Origin of the sequence: Burkholderia sp. WP42 (assembly GCF_000745665.1) — a bacterium.
GTDB classification, from domain to species: domain Bacteria; phylum Pseudomonadota; class Gammaproteobacteria; order Burkholderiales; family Burkholderiaceae; genus Burkholderia; species Burkholderia vietnamiensis.
In genome coordinates this window covers 103,161-121,872 of sequence record NZ_JQJT01000010.1, presented here as the reverse complement: position 1 = coordinate 121,872, position 18,712 = coordinate 103,161, and the positions used below count along the sequence as shown (strand labels likewise).

The window sequence follows — 18,712 nt, the reverse complement described above, 5'->3', positions numbered from 1 at the left end:
ACGTAGGAGGAAACGCGTCAGTTACCTCTCCACCAGCGTTGCAATGCCGTCCACAGCCGCTGGATAAGCGAACTCGACGTCTTAATTGTTACGTTTTCTGTCCGCGCGGCTTCATCCTTCTCCCTATTGAGGGCTGCAACATATCGGGCCTTGTCCGCACGGTCGCGTGCCTGAACACGCGCAATCTGCTGCTGGGTCATGCCCCCGGACCAGGCGATGCGATTACGACGAATCCAGTAGTGCGACCGGCACGCGTAGTTCCAGTTGCCTATGGACGGGTGAAGGCTCACGAACCCACCGTCATTTCGCAATTGCCATTCCACAGGCGAGAGAGGCGTCACCACTTTCTCCCCGCACCCACAAGCACAAAGATGCGATGCGGTCTTGTACTTTTCACTGATATACAAGACCCCTGGCTCGAGCACCTTCGGGACAAACTCTACGTATCGCGGTTCGACGGCGTCCACCTTCATGGCTGCGTCTCGGCGGTGGTGACTTGCCTTGCGAGCGAGGTCATGTTCACGGAGAAGAGCATGTTGTGTGCGTCGAAATCTGCCTGATAAAAACCGCAGTACTGTTTCCACCGCATGACTGCGAGCTGAGCGTTCAGGGCGTTCATATCCGCCACCTGAATGTTCTGCCGATATAGGACATCCTCGTCGCCATCGTCCATCGGAACGCACTGCTCAAGGTGGTCGCGCTTCTCAGGAGTTGCGATGGTCACCCGGCAGCTACCCAGCAATTTCATGGACTGCTTCACCAGTTGCAAATTCATCCCAACATCAATGAAGGCGATGCCCTGCGCCAGGAGGTAGTTGAAGATGAGTTTGCGCGCGTCGCCCTTGTCCACGCAAACGAACACGAAGTTGAAACCTTGGAGCTCGCTGATGTTCGACGCGTCCAGATAGTACGGATGGCTTTTCACACCCCGGTGCATGGCGTCATATTTGGCCTGGAAGTATTGCGTCTTCGGCTGCTTTGCGTCGATTTCCTCCGCGGTAGCGGCGCCGGGCGACCGAAAGGCGTTGTGCTGCAGGTAGAGGTCGCCATCGAATAGATGAATCTCGTAGATGGGCGTCTTGGCGAGCTGGTCAAGCACGTAGGACCCCGTGCCGCCCAAGCCTACGATAGCTACCTTTCCCAGTGCCAGACGCGCGGACGTCGTCATGATTTCCGCCCTGGCCGAAGCAGTATCCGCGTACCGGAAAACCGATGTTCCATCCTCTGCGATGGTGAGGCGACCCGTCTGCGCAGTGGCCAAAGGCTCCAACACGCGCGCCTGAGCCTGAATCAGGTTCGCGTAGTGCGTGACCTTTTGGTAGTGGTCTGGATAGGCGTCGACGCCAAAGGGCTTGTTGGAGAATCGGTGGTCAATGGTGCAGCCGGGAAAGAGCTCTTGGCGAGTGTGCTCGTTTTCAAGCTGCGACATTGGCGAGCCATCAGCGAAGCAGGGGTACTCGCCCGCCCACCACACCTGGTGTGTGTCGCCGCCTGTATTGGGCGGCAGCACACTGCCACCGCTTTGAAGATAGAGGCATACCATCGTGCCCAGCTTAACTTGCCTGTCGGCTGTTACATAGGGCACGCGGTGCACCAACAAATGCTGCTGGCGCACTTCGACCTCGTAGCCGGCGTCGACAAGCTGCTGCAGGCCCGAATCAGGAGCGATTGGTTTTGATGACATTGAAGCTCATCCCGTCTTTAACCACCGTTTTCTGGCCCGGCGCCAGCGTGCCGTCATGGCCGTGCGGGTTCGCATAGCTGACGGAGTAGAGGATGTCGAACGGCCCTGCCGGGAAGGCGAGGCGGACCACCTGCTCATACGTCAGGTGATGGTCGGAAACGGTCTCTTGCTGACCGTTGATGACGATGCTGTACGTCTTTTCCTTGCCGGATTCGCCGGCTGATTGTGGTGCGGAGTGCTCAGAGTTCATAGCTTATTGCCCTTTTGGGAAAGTGCCCGACGGGCGGGACGCTCTCGGGCGCGCTCACCGCGAACGCACCGTCATATTAAGTTGACGGTGCGGTTTCGTCAACTATTGTGATACGCATCGTTCTTGGCGTAGAATATGGACCCTGAGAAGTAATCCGCTAGTAAGGAGCACACATGTCCCTCGGTGCCAAACTGGCAGAGCTGCGCCTGCGCAAGGGTGAATCATTGCAGGACGTTGCCAATGCGGCGGGCGTCTCTAAGACGCACATATGGCAAATGGAGAAGGGAAGCAGTGGTAACCCTTCCCTGGAGCTACTTCGCAAGCTTGCTGAGCATTTCTCTGTGCCGGTGTCGTATCTAGCGGGCACGAACGGTGAATCCTCTCTCGAGGATGTCGAGGCGCAACAATTTTTCCGCGACTTCAAGTCTCTATCGGAAGATGAGCAGGCTGTGTTGAAGCAAACACTGCAGCTTTTCAAAAACAAAAAGGCGCCGGTAGATGGTCCAGCTTGACCTGATTGAACTTGCCGACCTCGTCCGGCCTGAGCAACTTGTCGCGGAAATCCTTAGACAGAATCCGCAGTTGCCAATCCCGGTGCCTATTGAGGAACTGGCGCGCTTGGCTGGAATCTCGAAGATTGAGGCATTCGACAGCGTCGGGTTCGAAGGCGCGCTTCTGACCAACGCGACCAAATCTGAGGGAGCCATTTTTTTCAGCTCACTCAGCCCTCGCCCGCGCCAGCGATTCACAATCGGCCACGAGCTTGGGCATTTTTTGCTTCCATGGCATCGACAGGCCTCCTTTCAGTGCACAGCAGAGGACATTAGTTCGCGCAGCAAAAAGGATTGGGAAATCCAAGCGAATCAATTTGCCGCGGAATTACTGGCGCCCGAACCGTTGGTCAGGCGCATACTCCGCCAACTCAAGGAGCCTGAGCTCGCCCACATGCTCAAGCTGCGGGACGATTTCGCAACCAGTTTTGAGATGACTGCTCGCCGAGTGGTCGAACTCAATGACTATGCCTGCGCAGTTGTCTTCTCCAAGGACAACATCGTGCGCTACTCGATTCGCAGCGAGTACTTTACGGAATGGCTGAGTGTCCGAAAGGGTGACCGGTTACCTGCTCAGAGCCCCAGCCGTAACTCCATTAGCGACCCAGAGGAATGGCACGAAATTGAAGCCCATTGGTGGCTCGCGGAGGCGAAAGGTGGCGTTCGTCAGCCCGAGACAATGTACGAGCAGACTTTGGTGCAGGACCATGGGCACAAGGTAACGCTGCTAACCTACGAGCCCGAGTAACCTAACGCGGTTTGCCCGCTGTTCCCGACGCCGCGGAGATAGGCCAGCGAGCCGCGCCTGCGCCGAGGCAACTATCAGTGTCTGCGCTGCCTTTCCACGCGCAATGAGGCGCTATCAACACAGCCCCAGCTAGTCCAGGAAACGACGGATTTTTCGACGTACCGGCGAACATGGTGCCGAGGCCGCGTTATACGACTGTAGATGCACAACAACCGCTTCAACAATCTACGTCTACAAACGGGGTATCGATGTCAATTATTGGATATGCGCGCGTCAGCACGTTCGAGCAGACCCTTGACTTGCAGCGCGATGCGCTCAACGCTGCTGGCGCGGTCAGCATCTACGAAGACAAGGCGAGCGGCAAGTCTGCCGACCGGCCAGAGCTTCAGCATTGCCTGAAGGCGCTGCGAAACGGTGACACGCTCGTCGTGTGGCGACTGGACCGACTGGGACGCAACCTCCACGACCTGACGCGCATCGTCAACGACCTCGAAGGTCGGGGCGTCAAATTCCGGTCGCTGAAAGAGTCTATCGATACCTCGGGCCCGGCAGGCAAGCTCGTATTTCATTTCTTCGCGGCGCTTGCAGAGTTCGAGCGCGAACTTATCCGGGAACGCACGTTGGCCGGTCTCGAAGCTGCGCGTGCCAGAGGTAGAAAAGGTGGGCGGCCTGAGGTGCTCGATGCAAAACAGCGGCAGGCTGTACTGGCGATGATGTCCGGTCGCGTCATGTCGATTGCCGAGATTGCGCGCCATTTCAACGTGTCGCGTTCGACGCTCTATAACGTGTGGGCAGCCAACCGGTCGAAGGTCGGTCCCGGTTCGGCATCTACGTTGGTAGATAGGTAGATTGGTGGCTTGGTCGATAGGTACTCGACGCCGTCGTACTAAACCCAGACTTCGTCTTGGGGCTAGGCAATGGATGAGGCGACGCCGGCCGTGGCCCAGTCCGAACCGCCAGCCACCTTAGCGAAAGCATCGGCGCCAAAGAGATGAGGGACGTACGGTGTTTTCATTTACGCTTCGCAACGAAACCAATCAGGCCAACCGGAACCAACGTAGGGCAAGCATCAATTTTGTGCCGACATTTGACACTAAAGTGTTCTCTTCCGATTGCGAGGGGGAGGTGGCTGCCAAGCAGTAACCGGCCCCACATGGATATTAATGCCGTAAGCATATGCGCTCTGTTGGTAGGGCGGCCCGAGGTAGAGGATTACATCGGACTCTTGCTCAAGCTCTCGATAGAGTTTGTTGTCAGTCGCACAGCTATAAAGCAGCGCCACACGCAACAATTCGTCCTCGCTTCTCGCGGCAACCCTCATATAAAGGGCGCGCGCATCTGGCTCACCTACATCGATACTCCAGCCAGCATCCCTCAGTGGGCGGACCAAGTCGCTCATGCACTCGTGTGTCAGATGGGCCTTTCGCAAAGTAACGCCATCGTCCGTTGGCATAGGTGGAACAAGTCGGCCATGAGCTTGATAGTTCTTCTGCTCTACAGACTTTATAATCATTTGGGCCTGCGCTTGCAGTTGAGCCTGCTGCCAAAGTAGACGGCTATCCTCGGTCATCTCCGGAAACAGTATGGGCGTTGGATTCATCGTGCCATGATTCGATGACACCAAGCGTGGCAAGCGCGACAACGAGCCGGCAGAAATTTGCGCTGTTTTGCCAGTCCGTGGAGGTGCCGTGCGCGAACAGATGACGATTCAACCACGTGATGCCGTCATACTCTCCAGTCTGTCTGAAAAATGTACCCTTCAGCCACTGGCGAAATGTTTCGAACACAAATACCCGCTCGTCCTGCCCGTACAGATACTCGCTAGTACGATATTCGCGAGGCACCCAGTTGCCATTGAAATGCAAGCGGCTAGCCAGAGCGCATGCTCGGTCAATAATGCGGTCAATCTGGTCGGGAACAGGCAACTTTCCTGAGTCTTCCGAAATTCGCCTGAGTGCCCCCTCCATAACAGGCATAAGCGCCGCGATGCTCGAAGCCCTGTAACCTGCGTAAAAGGCTAGGTACGCTTCTCGAGCAACGGGAGCGAAGTCCGCAAGACTTCGTGACTTTGGAATCAGCTGCGCAATACAAACCGCCTGGAATGAAAGAGCGTAGATAGTGGACGTGTGGTAGTCGAAAAGCCTTATCGCCTCTTCCTTCGAGCGGTGTTCGACGTCTTTGAGCAACTCGTTAATTCGGCCTTGTGGCACCCAAAGCGGAGCGAACCACTCTACCTTTTCCCAAAGCGCTGCCACGCGTTCGCATGCTCGCCTGTTCGCGAGCCATCCTAAGTCGCTCGTAGCCGAGATTTTTGGGAAATAGGCCACCCCTCCCTCAGTAGTTAGCACAACCGCTGGCGTGGTCCGAAATAAACCAACGTCGCGTTCAGCAACTTCGAGCACGTTCAACCCGGCCTGCTGTGCCCAGGCTGCGACAGTCCCGGAGTTGAGGTCATTCAAGTTCGAGAGAGTAAGCGCGCGTCGCCATAGGCCGAGGAACTTTTCCTGCAGCTTAGTACTTTGAGGTGGGCGAAGACCGCTAGTCATGGTTCGGGGCGAGAAGCAGCTGCCGCGTGCGCTTTACGACCCAATCTACCTCACGCTGTGAGAAGTCCCAGTCCCCAGCGGCGACTTTCAATCGCAGCCCTTTCTCCGCCCGACTCAGCGCCGCGTCGGGCGTCAGACCGGACGTCGCAACCTTTTGCGATGCGTATTCGGACAGCTGGGCGGCCAGGTCTTCGCAGGCGTCGTAGCGTACCCACAACTCGTCGTCCGTGAGCCCGGTCAGATAGCGGCCGTCAACTTCGCGCACCAAAAGTTTCGGTTGCGCCCCGGTTACAGCGCCGACGGCCGGCTCTCGCGGGAAATCATCGGGTACGGGGCGATTCATCATTCCACACTCCTTGGTGTCGCAGCGGTCTCGCGACCAGACGCTACCTATCTCAATGCTGCGATGACATGTTGCTACACGCCGGCTCGCACGGTTAGTGTAAGTACACTACGGGTCGTTGAATTCCCGATTGTAGCCGTGAAACCTAACGCGAGGTTGGCGATGTTAGTCCTCTCCACGGAACCTGTCTGCGGCTACATTGACCTTATTCAACGCTCTACATTCGTCAGCTTTACCTGGCTTCCTTAGTAGATGGGTAGCCATCTACCTTGGTAGAAAGGTAGATGGCTACCTGCCAATCCATCATCCATTTCAATTCCCTTCTTTCCTGATAATTTGTATTATCAGGAAAGATTTTTTTTACATTATTCGTGCGAGTGAAACGCTCTCGTATAGCGTGAAATGATGATTTAGCCAACTGCTCATTTTTTTAATTGACGTTGCTGATGCCCCTTGATAGCGTGAGCAGGGAGGAACTACTCGGCACTGCGTTGAGTTACGTCTTGAGTTATCGGGGATGTGCATGGTTGAACAGCTCGTTGCGGGAACGTTATATGGCAAAGCAGTGCATCGCATCGGCGACGATGGGAAGGCATTCGTCACGGCCACGGTGCGCTCTTTCACGAATGAAAGAGAGCGGTTGTTTGTAACCGTGATTACGTTTGTAGACGCCGCCAAAGCGGCGTTGCTTGAACTAGACGATGGCGATGCCGTTGCACTCGTTGGAGAGTTCACGACGGGGGCTTGGTTAGATGAGCACGGGGTCGGTCGCCCAGCGCTCGACCTGGTTGCTAATGCCGTTCTGACCGCCGGCACCAACCGACGTAAGCGAAAGGCCGCTACTGCCAAGGTAGTAGCTGGCAGCACGAGCATCACTGCGACGCGGGCGAGCCCACCGCGCAGGGACCCACCTCAAGTTCCATTTCATACTGTCGAAGAGGCAAAAGAAAATGCAGTTCTTCTTAGTCGCGCATTCCGTTTTTGTTCATTACGTTATGCGGACGATGGAGGTTTTCCCAATCCCGAACGAACGCGGGATGTCATGGCGCAAGCATTCGGCTGTCTCAACTGGAGCGATTTGGCGAGCTCGATAGACGGCGGTAGTCCGGGCCCTTATTTTGACTCAATACCAGCTGAGGCAAGCTGGGGTACTCCCGCTGCATACGCAGAGCACGTGCATCGCGAACTGACGCCCTCGTTGCTCGTGTTACTTGTGTACGTCGATGAGGGCGCAAAAAGCCAAATGGCCTCTCTGTACCGGACGTATGAAAGCAACGAGCATCGGATTCAAGCTGCGCTTAAATACTCGGCTTTCGGCTGTTCTCCCCAAATGAGGAAAAAGGCCGAAGCAAGCTTGAACAGCATGCCATATCGTACGGTTGACCAGTGGAGCCGGTTGCAGTTGCTCGAGCGCGGACGTAGCAATGTCACTCGATATGCGAAAGGGTGGCGTAGTGACCGCAGGAAAGCGTTCGAGTGGTCCTATGAAGCGGAGCGTTGCCTTATTCTCGGACTGCCTGTTCCAAAGAAGCCGCATGGAGTCAACGTTGATTGACTTTGACAATACGACTCCTACCTTGTTTTTGGACTTCGACGGTACCCTGCATCGGGGGCGCGGGTTGATTGATGAACTGACGGGCGGGGTTTCGCTCGACACTGGGAACCCCGTGCTCGAATTTGCGCCACTGCTTTCGGAGCTGCTCGCGCCGTATCCAGCGGTCGAAATCGTTCTCACCACGTCGTGGCTGTACACGCTGTCTTTTGAGCAGGTGCTTTCGCACCTGCCCCCGGCGCTTGCGAAGCGAGTGGTCGGTTCAACCCGTAGCTATAAGGCGCGATTTGGCTATCTGCGGGACGGTTCAGCCCGGACATACATCATCCGCTCGTACGTGTTCGACAAGCGCCTGAAAAATTGGCTGGCCCTAGACGACTCTGTCTACGGAGCCCATCACTTGAGCACCGATTTCCTGCCTCTGGAGCCGCATCTGGTATTGCTCGATGCTCGACAAGGTATTGGCAGTCTGAAGGCTCAAGACCGAATTTCCCGGTGGCTGCGAACGGTGCATGCGCCGAAAGATGAGCAGTTGGAGAAAGATGGGCCGTCGTCGGGCGATTGACAGTGCCCTAGTAGGACACGTTGCGAGCCGGCTAGCAGGGTACAGCAGAATAGCTGACGAAAATGCCTGCGATGGGGCTTCAGAAAGTGAACGTGAATGCCGATATACCGAGGTTGCGTTGGTCGTTCATAAACTTCGGAGTTCGCAGGGCAATGACAATCTCTTCTCAAGAACAACGTCGCGCAGTCTGCTTTCACATCGCTGGACGCGCTGTTATCCATGCGCTTGCCGGCGCCCACGTTTATCGGGTCGCCGTGGCCCCGATTCACAGCCCGAACTGGACATATGAGCCGCGCAAAGGGTCGGTCTTGACCGGATTCGATGGGTACTGCGAGGCCTCGGATGTGCCCCAGATTAGCCAAAGCGTGGTGTGGAGCGACAAGGATGGACGGTTCGTTGGTGACCGTGAGAAATTCGAGGACATCATTGAGCAAAGCCGCGCCGCATTCAATCTGCTGAAGCCCGAATTTAGGAAATCCGAATTCCCTGCCTCTGCCGAGCAATATCTTGAGCAGTGGCGAGACCTCGTGCGCGCGCATGTCGCGGCACGCTGGGCAGGCCCGATGGCTCAATTGATTCACGTTCACGGGCGGTTCGACGAGAAGAAGGCCCGTGGCGACAGTGAATTCGAGCACGATATTTCAGTCGCGGACGGCATGTTCCAACTGCTGCCAGAAAACGAGCTGTCCCGTATTCTGCACATCACGGAGACTTCTCTGCGCGAGCCGGGCGTGTGGCAACAGGTGGGTAGGCTTGCCGACGCGCTCGGTCGGTTGGGCGAGGTGGGGCGCGGACTTAATGAATATCTGCCTGAGTCGGCGGTGGACTGGATGCGGCGCTTGGCCCCTGAAGCAGAGGTCGCCGGCTTGCCTGTACGCGGCTAAACTGCCGGGGAGTAGCGTTTCGCTCGATGCGCCGGCGGCGGTGGCTATTCTTTGTACACGTTCGTACGGGAGCTTCAAGTGTCCCCTCGGGGGACACTTCCGTCACATGCAGTGCGGCAATAGAAATGTTCTCAGGTGGAGCACTTTTCTCACGTGTGACCAGTAAGCGACGACGCTCCCGACTACTCAAGTAGCTCTCGCACGAAACGAGTCTTCGTAAATGGCGGGCTTCATGACAGTCGGAGCAGCCTGTCATGAAGCGCCGATGCAAAATCAACACACTATCCTATGGCGACGGCACCGAAATACTTGCAGGGCTCAGACCTTGAATCCACGGTTCGAAGACTCATCGAGAGCCACGAAGAGCTGTACTGGGCAGTCGCATGGGGTTCAATGAGTCCCTTGGCGAAGCATCTGCTGAGCCACGCTGCCAAGGTAAAGCGCTTCGCGATAGGTACACATTTTCATCAAACAGACCCCGACCTCCTTGAGGCGCTGCGCAGTGTTCCGGGCGTACGCGTTGTTCCCAACAGCAGTGCCGGGACGTTCCACCCGAAAATTTACCTCTTCAGAACCGCAGGTAAATTCGCGCTCGTCTTGGGCAGCCCGAATTTCACGCGAGCCGGCTTCGGGATAAATTGCGAAGCGGCACTATATGTTGAGGGGACCACGTCGGATGCCTTGTATGGAGACGTCTTTAGGGCCATTGAGTACGCCTGGAATGCGTCAAGGCATATCAGCGAGGATTTCCTGAGGGCATATCGCTTGAAACATCGCGCCACCCAAGCCGCTCGAGCCGACTTGGAGCAGGACCTTCCCATCAAGATGCCCAAAGGAGATGCGGGGTACCGCAATCTTCTGGATGACGACTGGTCTGAATTTGTCGAGCGAGTAAAGTCGGACCCGTATCATGACGTCGAAGGCCGCGTCGCCATAATGGACCAAGCTCGAGTTTGGTTTTCGCAAATACCGCGTTTCGCGGACATGACCGAGGGTCAGCGAAAAGCAATTGCTGGTACATATGTTCGCAATGAGAGGAAGCCAGCCGAAGTGCCGCCCCTGGACTGGGCATGGTTCGGCTCAATGGTCGGAGCTGGCGTGTTCAAAGGTTTGGTTAAATCTCGACCAGAAGGCTTGAGCGCTGCATTAGATTTCATTCCACGTACTGGGAGCATCACCGAGATTGATTTTGAACGATTTAAGGAGAAGTTCCTCGAGTCGTTTGACGATGCGGACCGAGGAGGCGGTCTTGCGACCGCAAGTCGGCTGCTGGCCCTGAAGCGTCCTGACTATTTCGTGTGTGTCGATAGCGCAAATAAAGATAAGCTGTCTGAGGCTATCGGGGTCAAAAAAGCGCAGCTGACCGTTGATACGTATTGGACGCATGTAATTCGCCCGCTATTGTGTAGCCCGTGGTGGAACGGAACGCGCCCAGCTGATGACTTGGACGGGCGTATCTGGGACTCAAGAATGGCGTTTATTGATGCGTTCTGTTATGAACGGTAGGTAAGGGTAACGATGCATGAAGGTTCGACACTACCACCGCTTTAGGCGGAACTTTGCGTCGCCAGCCGCGTTGCGGCCAATCAACCTGCTCGCGCGAGATATTGCTGCGGACCTTCCACTTGCTCGCAAAATCTTGCGCATGCGTAACGCGCGTGTTGGCAAAGTCATAAAGGCTGCTCTTCGCCAGTGGCGTGACGAGGCCTCAGTTTTGCCGAGGTAGCTATTTATGTCCAGTTGGACATAAATGGCGAGGCGTCGAGCGCAGCGTCGGACCGCAGGGAAGCCGCTTTATTCGCCCGCTCGAAGTTGCTGAGCGCGACGAGCGGCGACTTGCTCAGCCTTCGTTGGGCGACCGCGGCGACGCGGCATGCTCACCGACTCCTGCGCAGCCGGTTCCTCTGGAACCGTGAGTTGTTTTGCCAGCCACGCTTCAACGTCAGCAGGACGGAACCGGAGCAATCGACCCAACTTGATGCACGTTGGCAAATCGCCGCCATTGGAATGGCGGTTATAGATGGTTTGCTCGGCGAGACCGAGCACGGCTGCGAGGGACTTTGGCGTGAGAAGATGTTCCACAGGTCACATGGCTATTTCATGCAGTCACATGACTGCAATGAGTATAGCTGTGAGCTACCGGCATCTTCGTGTAGCTACACTTTGTGGGCAGCGTGCTGCAATTTTGCTGCACTCGCTGCAGTAAAGCGCGGTAAAATGCAGCAACTCAGGGTAAGGTAAGTCTTTGATTTTGCTGGTGAGGTGCTGCCAGCATACCGTTGCGCGACGCCCTCCGAAGGCAGGGGTTGCTGGTTCGATCCCAGCCGGGCGCGCCAAGCCTCTCAAGGCTCTCAGCGGTTTCGCTACTTCATCGTTTTCCCCGTTACAGTGAAATTTCAGTCAGCCGGTTGCGGTCAGCAGCGGTTCCGGCGGCACTGACGCTATTTCGCCCGGCCGCGCGATCATCTACGCGACAGGCAAGTGCGGCTGCATTCACTACGCTAAATGCGCGCAACGCTACACCATCTCAAGCGTTTTCCCCCCGCCAAGCTCCATCCACGCTTGCAATAGCGTGCGCGCTCCGCACCTGCCTCTCTGCCCGGCGTGCCGCCGATCGTCCCCGCCGAAGTCCCCGATAACGGCCCCGCATCCCCCTCGTCCCGCGCCGTCGCCCCCGAAGCCTCGTGCCGCAAACAGCGACCAATTCCACCGTTTTCTCCGTCAATTGGAAACCGGACCGGCCGCCGAGAATGCTTTCGTGTCGCAGACCGTGCCGCGCCCATGCCGTGCGGCACGGGCGCTTGCGCGCGTTCTGGCGCTTCGGCTGCCGGCGCGTCGAGGCGACGCGCGTACCGAAACCATGCCAGCTAACCACGATGACAGATCTCGCGATGTCCGACTCCTCCGCCTCCACCATCGGACTGGCGCTGGCGCACCATCAGGCAGGGCGCCTCGACGAGGCAGAGGCGCTGTATCGGCACATTCTCGACATCGAGCCGCGGCACGCCGACGCGTTGCATCTGCTCGGCCTGATCGAGCATCTGCGCGGGCGCTATCACGACGCGTCCGAACGAATCATGGCGGCGATCGAGATCAAGCCCGATCCGCTCTATTACTACAACCTCGGCAACGTGATGGACGCGAGCAACCGTCCGGCGGCAGCGGCCGAGTGCTTTCGCGTCGCGATCGAGCTGCAGCCCGACTACGTCGATGCGTACAACAACCTCGGCAACGCGCAGCGTCTCGCCGGCGATGCGCTTGCAGCCGTCGACGCGTTCTACCGGGCGATCGAACTGCAGCCCGACCATGGCCAGGCATACAACAATCTCGGCAACGCGCTGGTCGATCTGAACGAGATTCCGGCCGCGCTCGAGGCATATCAGCACGCAATCGCGCTATGTCCCGACTTGCCGGAGCCGCGCAGCAACCTGCTGTTCGCCTATCACTACAGCGACGCGTTCGACCAGTGCGCGTATCTCGACGAAGCCACGCGCTTTGGCGCGCTCGTCAGTGCTCGCGCACAGCCCTGGACGACGTGGCTGGTCGACGCCGGCCCGCGCATCGGCCGACCGCTGCGCGTCGGCATCGTGTCGGGCGACCTGAAGTCGCATCCGGTCGGCTATTTCATCGAGTCGATGCTCGAGCATGTCGACCGGGCACGCGTCGAGCTGCATGCGTATCCGACCCGGGTGGTCGAAGACGACGTCACGGCCCGCATCAAGCCGCGGTTCGCGTCATGGACGCCGCTGGCCGGCCTGAACGACGCTGCTGCGGCGGCGCGCATCCGCGACGACCGCATCGACGTGCTGATCGACGCGTCGGGGCACACGATTTACAACCGCCTGCCATTGTTCGCATGGAAGCCTGCCCCGGTGCAGGTCAGCTGGCCGGGCTATTTCGCGAGCACGGGCGTGCGCGCGATCGACTACGTGCTCGGCGATCGCCACGTGATGCCGCCCGCCGAAGCGTCGCATTTCGTGGAACGCGCGTGGCATCTGCCCGACAGCTATCTGTGCTTCACCGCACCGGATGTCGAACTGGACGTCGGCGTGCCGCCGATGCTCGCGAACGGTTATCCGACCTTCGGCTATTTCGGCAAACTCGCGAAGATCACCGATCACGTGATCGCGGTGTGGGCGCGTGTACTGACCGGCATCCCGTGCGCGAAGCTGTTCGTGAAGGCGCCGCATCTCGATGACGAACGGGAGCCGGAGGCACTCGCGGCGCGCTTCGCGGCGCACGGCATTGGCGCGGCGAGCCTGCTGTTCGAAGGCCGTTCGCCGCGCGCCGAATATCTCGCCGCGTACCGGCGGGTCGACGTGATGTTGAGCCCGTTCCCGTATCCGGGCGGCACGACTACGGCCGAAGCATTGTGGATGGGCGTACCGGTGCTCGGTCGCCGCGGCGACCGGTTTCTGTCGCACATCTGCGAGAGCCTGCTGCACGCGGCGAACATGTCCGAATGGATCGCGGACGACGACGACGCGTATGTCGCGAAAGCCGTTGCTTGCGCCGGCGACGCGGCCACGCTCACCGCGCTGCGCGCGCGGCTGCGCGCGCAGGTGCTCGCCGCGCCGCTGTGCGATGCGCGCCGTTTCGCAGGTCATTTCGAGGATGCGCTGCATGCGATGTGGGCGCGACACATCGAGGCCGACGGCGATGCCGGCGGCGTCACGATGGGGCGGCACGCGCAATGACGTCGAGCCTCGCACTGCAGTTGCAGACCGCGCTCGCGCACCATCAGTCCGGCCGTCTGGCCGAAGCGAAGATGCTGTACGACGCGATCCTCACCGCCCAGCCGGGCCAGCCGGATGCGCTGCATTTCCTGGGGCTGCTGGCGTGTCAGCTGAAGCAGTACGACGCGGGCCTCGCGCTGATGAAGCAGTCGCTGGTCGAGCGGCCGGACGCGTCGTACTTCAACAACCTCGGCAACATGCTGCGCGAAAGCGGCCGGCTCGACGACGCGATCGCGCATTACCGGCGCGCGGTGACGCTGCGTCCCGACTACCCTGAAGCACACAACAACCTCGGCAACGCGTTGCGCGACGCGGGCGATCCGACGGCGGCGATGGCGAGCTGCGCGCGCGCGATCGAGCTGCGCGCCGATTACGCGCAGGCCTACAACAATCTCGGCAACGCGCTGCAAGACCTGGGCGACCTCGATGGCGCCGCCAAGCACTATGAACGCGCGATCGAGCTGGACGCGTCGATGGCGATGGCCCACGCGAACCTGAGCGCGGTGCGTCACAAGCAGTTGCGCTGCGCGGAAGCGCTCACCCATGCGCTGGACGCGATCCGCCTCGCGCCGAACCTGGGCGAGGCGCACAACCACGCGGGCAACGCGTATCACGGGCTGAACCGGCTCGACGACGCGCTGGCGTGCCATCGCACCGCCGTCGCGCTGAATCCCGCCGACGCCGGCGCGTGCCACAACCTGTCCGTCGTGCTGCTGAAGCTGCAGCGGCTCGACGAAGCGCTCGTGTATTGCCGGCAGGCGCTGCAGGCCGGCGCGCCCGCCGTGCTGATGCACGTGAATCTCGGCGACATCCTGCGCGCGCAGGGCAACGTCGATGCCGCGGTCCACGCATATCGCGACGCGCTGGCGCTGGTGCGCGACGACGCCGACGACGTGGCGGCGACGGTGCTGAGCCGCTTGCTGTTCAGCGCGGCGGCATCCGCTTGCGTGAGCCCTGACGATTACCTGGCCGATGCGCTGCGCTACGGCCGCCATCTGGCGGCGCGTTCGACGCGCTATGCGCACGATCCGCGCGAGCGGGCCGAGCGCGCGCAGGGGCGGCCGCTGCGCGTCGGCTTCGTGTCCGGCGATCTGCGCCTGCATCCGGTCGGCATCTTCCTGGAGAGCGTGCTCGCCCACCTCGACCGCACGCGCATCGACCTGCGCGTGTACGTGACCACGGACGAGGAAGACGCGATCACCGCGAAACTGAAGCCGCACGCGAGCGGCTGGCGCTCGATCGCCGCGCTGCCGCCGGAGGCCGCCGCGCGAATGATTCATGACGACGGGATCGACGTCCTCGTCGACCTCGCGGGCCATACGCAGTCGAGCGGGCTGGCCGCATTCGGCTGGAAACCCGCGCCGGTGCAGGCGAGCTGGCTCGGCTTTTTCGCGACGACCGGCTGCGACGCGATCGACTACTTCATCGGCGACCGCTACACGCTGCCGGACGCCGACGCGCATCACTTCGTCGAAGCGCCGTGGCGGCTGCCGGACAGCTTCCTGTGCTTCACGCCGCCGGCCGACGAGGTCGAGGTCGGTCCGCTGCCGATGGCGGCGCACGGCCATCCGACCTTCGGCTGCTTCGGCCAGCTCGTGAAGATCGGCGACGACGTCGTGCACGCGTGGTCGCGCATCCTGCACGCGGTGCCGGACGCGCGGCTGCTGCTCAAGGCGCACGAGCTCGGCCGCGAGGGCGTGCGCGACGCGACCGTCGCGCGGTTCGCGCGGCATGGCATCGGCGCCGACCGGCTGATCCTCGAGGCCGGTTCGCCGCGTACGGAATACCTGAACGCATATAACCGCATCGACGTCGCGCTGAGCCCGTTCCCGTACCCGGGCGGCACGACCACCGCCGAAGCAATGTGGATGGGCGTGCCGGTGCTCGGCATGAAGGGCAGCCGGTTCGTCACGCACATCTGCGAAAGCCTGCTGCACGCGGCGGGCATGGGCGAATGGATCGCGGACGGCGAGGACGCCTACGTCGCGAAGGCGATCGCGGCGGTGCGCGACCGCGAGCGGCTCGCGACGCTGCGCGCCGGCCTGCGCGCGCAACTGCTCGCATCGCCGCTGTGCGACGCGCGCCGGTTCGCGACGCATCTCGAAGCGGCGTTCCTCGCCATGTGGCAACGCTATACGAACTCGGAACAGGAAGCATGAACGATATCCACGACACGCTGCAATCCGCGCTGGCGCATCACCAGTCGGGGCGTCTCGCGGAAGCGAAGACGCTGTACGACGCGATCCTCACCGCCCAGCCGGGCCAGCCGGATGCGCTGCATTTCCTCGGGCTGCTGGCGTGTCAGCTGAAGCAGTACGACGCGGGCCTCGCGCTGATGAAGCAATCGCTGGTCGAGCGGCCGGACGCGTCGTACTTCAACAACCTCGGCAACATGCTGCGCGAAAGCGGCCGGCTCGACGACGCGATCGCGCACTACCGTCGCGCGGTCGCGCTTCGTCCGGATTATGCGGAAGCGCACAACAACCTCGGCAACGCGCTGCGCGACGCGCGCGATCCGACGGCGGCGATGGCGAGCTGCGCGCGCGCGATCGAGCTGCGCCCCGACTACGCGCAGGCCTACAACAATCTGGGCAACGCGCTGCAGGATCTGGGCGAGCACGAGGCGGCGGCGGTGAGCTACGCCAAGGCGGTCGCGCACCAGCCGCAATACGCCGACGCGTACAGCAACCTCGGCAATGCGCTGCGCGCGCAGGAGAAATTCGACGAGGCTGCGGATGCCTATCGCCGCGCCATCGCGCTGCAACCGGGTTTGCGCGTTGCTCATCAAGGGTTGAGCGAGACGCTGCGCGCGGCAGGCGATCTGCGGGGTGCGGTCGACCATGCGCGCGAAGGGCTCGATCCGGGCGACGCGGACGCGCACTGCGTACTGGCGAGGCTGCTGCAGCGCATGAGCGAATTCGACAAGGCGGTCGCGCTGCTCGAGCGGGCGATCGAGATCGATCCCGCGCATGCGCGGGCCTGGGCCTGGCTCGGCGACCTGCGCAACCAGCAGGGCAGATTCGGACAAGCGGTGCATCTCTGCAGGCGGGCGATCGAGCTCGATCCCGAGTTGGCCGACGCGTACAATTTCCTCGGGTTCGCGTATCACAACCTCAACCTGTTCGCCGCCGCGGAGCTGAGCCACCGGCACGCGGTCGAACTGAACCCCGACGATGCCGACGCACATCATAACCTCGCTGCCGTGCTGTTTCGGCTCGAGAAGCTCGATGACGCGCTGAAGCATTACGAGATCGCGCGGGAACGCGGTATCGATCCGCTGGTGCTCCAGATGACGCTCGGCGACATCCTGTGGGCAAAAGGGGACTTCGCGGGCGCAATGGACGCGTTCCGCGCGGCGATCCGCTTCGACCTGCATCGCGCGTACTCGCGGATCCTGTTCAACATGTCGAGTTCGCCTGCGTTCGCGCCCGAGCAATGGCTCGAGGAAGCGCGCCGCTACGGCGAACACCTCGCGCGCGACGCGCAACCGTTCGAGCACGATCGCGAGCAGCGCGTGGCGCAAGCGCGCGGGCGGCCGCTGCGCGTCGGCTTCGTGTCGGGCGACTTGCGGCAGCATCCGGTCGGTGTGTTCCTCGAAAGCGTGTTGGCGCGGATCGACCGGTCGCGCATCGAGCCGCATGCGTACGTGACCTATGTCGTCGAGGACGACGTGACCGCGCGGCTCAAGCCGAGCTTCGCGAAGTGGACGGCGCTGACGGGTCTGGCCCGCGACGCATCCGCCGAGGTGATCCGCGACGACGGCATCGACATCCTGATCGACATGGCCGGGCATACCAGCTGGAGTGGTCTGCCGATCTTCGCGCACAAGCCGGCGCCGGTGCAGGCGAGCTGGCTCGGCTTCTTCGCGACGACCGGCTGCCGCACGATCGACTATTTCATTGGCGACCCGCACACGCTGCCGGACGCCGAGGCGCATCACTTCGTCGAGCGGCCGTGGCGGCTGCCGGACAGCTACCTGTGCTTCACGCCTCCTGCGTACGACGTCGCGGTCGGCGCGCTCCCGATGACGGTCAACGGCAGCGTCACCTTTGGCTGCTTCGGCAGGTTGAACAAGATCAGCGACGGGGTCGTTGCGCTGTGGTCGCGCATTCTGCATGCAGTGCCGGGCGCGCGCCTGCTGCTGAAGGCCTATGAGCTGAGCGCCGGCGAGCCGATCCAGGTGACCGTCGAGCGCTTCGCGCGGCATGGCATCAGCGCGGACCGGCTGATTCTCGAGGGCGGCTCGCCGCGCGCGGAATACTTCGCCGCGTACAACCGCATCGACATCGGGTTGAGCCCGTTCCCGTATCCGGGCGGCACGACGACCGCCGAGGCGCTGTGGATGGGCGTGCCGGTGCTCGGGATGAAGGGCAGCCGGTTCGTCACGCACATCTGCGAGAGCCTGCTGCACGCCGCAGGCATGGGCGAATGGATCGCCGACGACGAGGAGGCGTATCTCGCGAAGGCGGTCGCGTTCGCGAGCGACCGCGACCGGCTGGCGACGCTGCGTGCCACGCTGCGCGAGCGCCTGCTGGCGTCGCCGCTGTGCGACGCGTCGCGCTTTGCGCGTAACCTGGAGGACGCGCTGCACGGCATGTGGGCCAGCTACGCGGCTGGCGAGACGGCGCCCGCGGACGCGTGACGCGCGAGCGGGGCGGCCCACGGCTCGAAGCGACGTTCGAAGCGACGCTGTGCGCGCCGGCCGAGTGAGCGCAGCGGGATGACCGGCGCGATCCCGCTCGCGCCCCGCGTGCCGGCGAAAAAAAGAGCCGCATTGAAGCGGCTCGACGTTACGGCGACTACGGTCCGCTCGACTGGCGGCGTCTTCTAGTTCGACATCAGTACAGAAGACC

Annotated in this window: 16 protein-coding genes; 10 read left to right on the top strand and 6 right to left on the bottom strand. The window is 61.0% G+C overall.

From position 1 onward, the window contains the following. Positions 1-17 precede the first annotated feature (17 nt). From EX20_RS31730 to EX20_RS05955, 3 genes are read right to left on the bottom strand one after another with little or no spacing between them, the layout of a single operon-like run. Positions 18-473 carry a ubiquitination-like system serine protease family protein gene (locus EX20_RS31730; RefSeq protein ID WP_072465432.1) on the bottom strand — a complete coding sequence of 152 codons (456 nt, stop codon included), beginning with the start codon at positions 471-473 and terminating at the stop codon, positions 18-20. Further along, positions 470-1,684 (bottom strand): ThiF family adenylyltransferase, encoded by a 1,215-nt coding sequence (locus EX20_RS05960; protein WP_034192960.1) that lies wholly within the window; start codon positions 1,682-1,684, stop codon positions 470-472. Before EX20_RS05960 ends, EX20_RS31730 begins: the two co-directional genes overlap by 4 nt. Then, positions 1,659-1,934: a multiubiquitin domain-containing protein gene (locus tag EX20_RS05955; RefSeq protein ID WP_034192959.1), complete on the bottom strand. Its 276-nt coding sequence runs from the start codon at positions 1,932-1,934 to the stop codon at positions 1,659-1,661. Before EX20_RS05955 ends, EX20_RS05960 begins: the two co-directional genes overlap by 26 nt. A gap of 173 nt (positions 1,935-2,107) precedes the next feature. On the opposite strand from EX20_RS05955, the gene EX20_RS05950 reads away from it, so the two are divergent. From EX20_RS05950 to EX20_RS30320, 3 genes are all read left to right on the top strand, one after another. Then, positions 2,108-2,446, top strand: a complete 339-nt coding sequence (locus EX20_RS05950; protein ID WP_034192958.1) for a helix-turn-helix domain-containing protein — start codon at positions 2,108-2,110, stop codon at positions 2,444-2,446. Then, positions 2,433-3,233: an ImmA/IrrE family metallo-endopeptidase gene (locus tag EX20_RS29840; RefSeq protein ID WP_051974393.1), complete on the top strand. Its 801-nt coding sequence runs from the start codon at positions 2,433-2,435 to the stop codon at positions 3,231-3,233. The genes EX20_RS05950 and EX20_RS29840 overlap by 14 nt, the downstream gene beginning before the upstream one ends. Before the next feature lie 248 nt (positions 3,234-3,481). Beyond that, positions 3,482-4,081 (top strand): recombinase family protein, encoded by a 600-nt coding sequence (locus EX20_RS30320; protein WP_072465431.1) that lies wholly within the window; start codon positions 3,482-3,484, stop codon positions 4,079-4,081. Between the two features lie 708 nt (positions 4,082-4,789). Here the strand turns inward: EX20_RS30320 and EX20_RS32755 are convergent. Both EX20_RS32755 and EX20_RS05930 read right to left on the bottom strand, forming a co-directional pair. Then, the gene (locus EX20_RS32755; protein ID WP_231572239.1) at positions 4,790-5,641 is read right to left on the bottom strand and encodes a hypothetical protein; all 852 of its coding nucleotides are present in this window, start codon (positions 5,639-5,641) and stop codon (positions 4,790-4,792) included. A 130-nt stretch (positions 5,642-5,771) separates the two neighbouring features. Continuing rightward, the gene (locus tag EX20_RS05930) at positions 5,772-6,125 is read right to left on the bottom strand and encodes a hypothetical protein (RefSeq protein ID WP_034192955.1); all 354 of its coding nucleotides are present in this window, start codon (positions 6,123-6,125) and stop codon (positions 5,772-5,774) included. A gap of 520 nt (positions 6,126-6,645) precedes the next feature. Here EX20_RS05930 and EX20_RS32455 point away from each other — a divergent pair. From EX20_RS32455 to EX20_RS30305, 4 genes are all read left to right on the top strand, one after another. Continuing rightward, positions 6,646-7,677 (top strand): single-stranded DNA-binding protein, encoded by a 1,032-nt coding sequence (locus EX20_RS32455; RefSeq protein WP_175464253.1) that lies wholly within the window; start codon positions 6,646-6,648, stop codon positions 7,675-7,677. After that, on the top strand, positions 7,670-8,239 hold the full coding sequence (locus tag EX20_RS05925) for an HAD domain-containing protein (RefSeq protein ID WP_231572238.1): 570 nt from the start codon (positions 7,670-7,672) through the stop codon (positions 8,237-8,239). Before EX20_RS32455 ends, EX20_RS05925 begins: the two co-directional genes overlap by 8 nt. A 152-nt stretch (positions 8,240-8,391) precedes the next feature. Continuing rightward, positions 8,392-9,123, top strand: a complete 732-nt coding sequence (locus tag EX20_RS05920) for a hypothetical protein (RefSeq protein WP_131929085.1) — start codon at positions 8,392-8,394, stop codon at positions 9,121-9,123. A 393-nt stretch (positions 9,124-9,516) separates the two neighbouring features. Continuing rightward, the gene (locus EX20_RS30305; RefSeq protein ID WP_231572237.1) at positions 9,517-10,629 is read left to right on the top strand and encodes a phospholipase D family protein; all 1,113 of its coding nucleotides are present in this window, start codon (positions 9,517-9,519) and stop codon (positions 10,627-10,629) included. A 288-nt stretch (positions 10,630-10,917) separates the two neighbouring features. On the opposite strand, the gene EX20_RS30300 is transcribed toward EX20_RS30305, so the two are convergent. Then, the gene (locus EX20_RS30300; RefSeq protein ID WP_072465427.1) at positions 10,918-11,205 is read right to left on the bottom strand and encodes a helix-turn-helix transcriptional regulator; all 288 of its coding nucleotides are present in this window, start codon (positions 11,203-11,205) and stop codon (positions 10,918-10,920) included. A 794-nt stretch (positions 11,206-11,999) separates the two neighbouring features. On the opposite strand from EX20_RS30300, the gene EX20_RS05910 reads away from it, so the two are divergent. Genes EX20_RS05910 through EX20_RS05900 form a run of 3 tightly spaced genes read left to right on the top strand, consistent with a single transcriptional unit; the run spans position 12,000 to position 18,501 of the window. Continuing rightward, positions 12,000-13,820: an O-linked N-acetylglucosamine transferase, SPINDLY family protein gene (locus EX20_RS05910; RefSeq protein ID WP_034192952.1), complete on the top strand. Its 1,821-nt coding sequence runs from the start codon at positions 12,000-12,002 to the stop codon at positions 13,818-13,820. Beyond that, positions 13,817-16,018, top strand: coding sequence for a tetratricopeptide repeat protein (locus EX20_RS05905; RefSeq protein ID WP_034192951.1), 2,202 nt, complete (start codon positions 13,817-13,819; stop codon positions 16,016-16,018). Before EX20_RS05910 ends, EX20_RS05905 begins: the two co-directional genes overlap by 4 nt. Continuing rightward, positions 16,015-18,501 carry a tetratricopeptide repeat protein gene (locus tag EX20_RS05900; protein ID WP_034192950.1) on the top strand — a complete coding sequence of 829 codons (2,487 nt, stop codon included), beginning with the start codon at positions 16,015-16,017 and terminating at the stop codon, positions 18,499-18,501. Before EX20_RS05905 ends, EX20_RS05900 begins: the two co-directional genes overlap by 4 nt. Positions 18,502-18,712 lie beyond the last annotated feature (211 nt).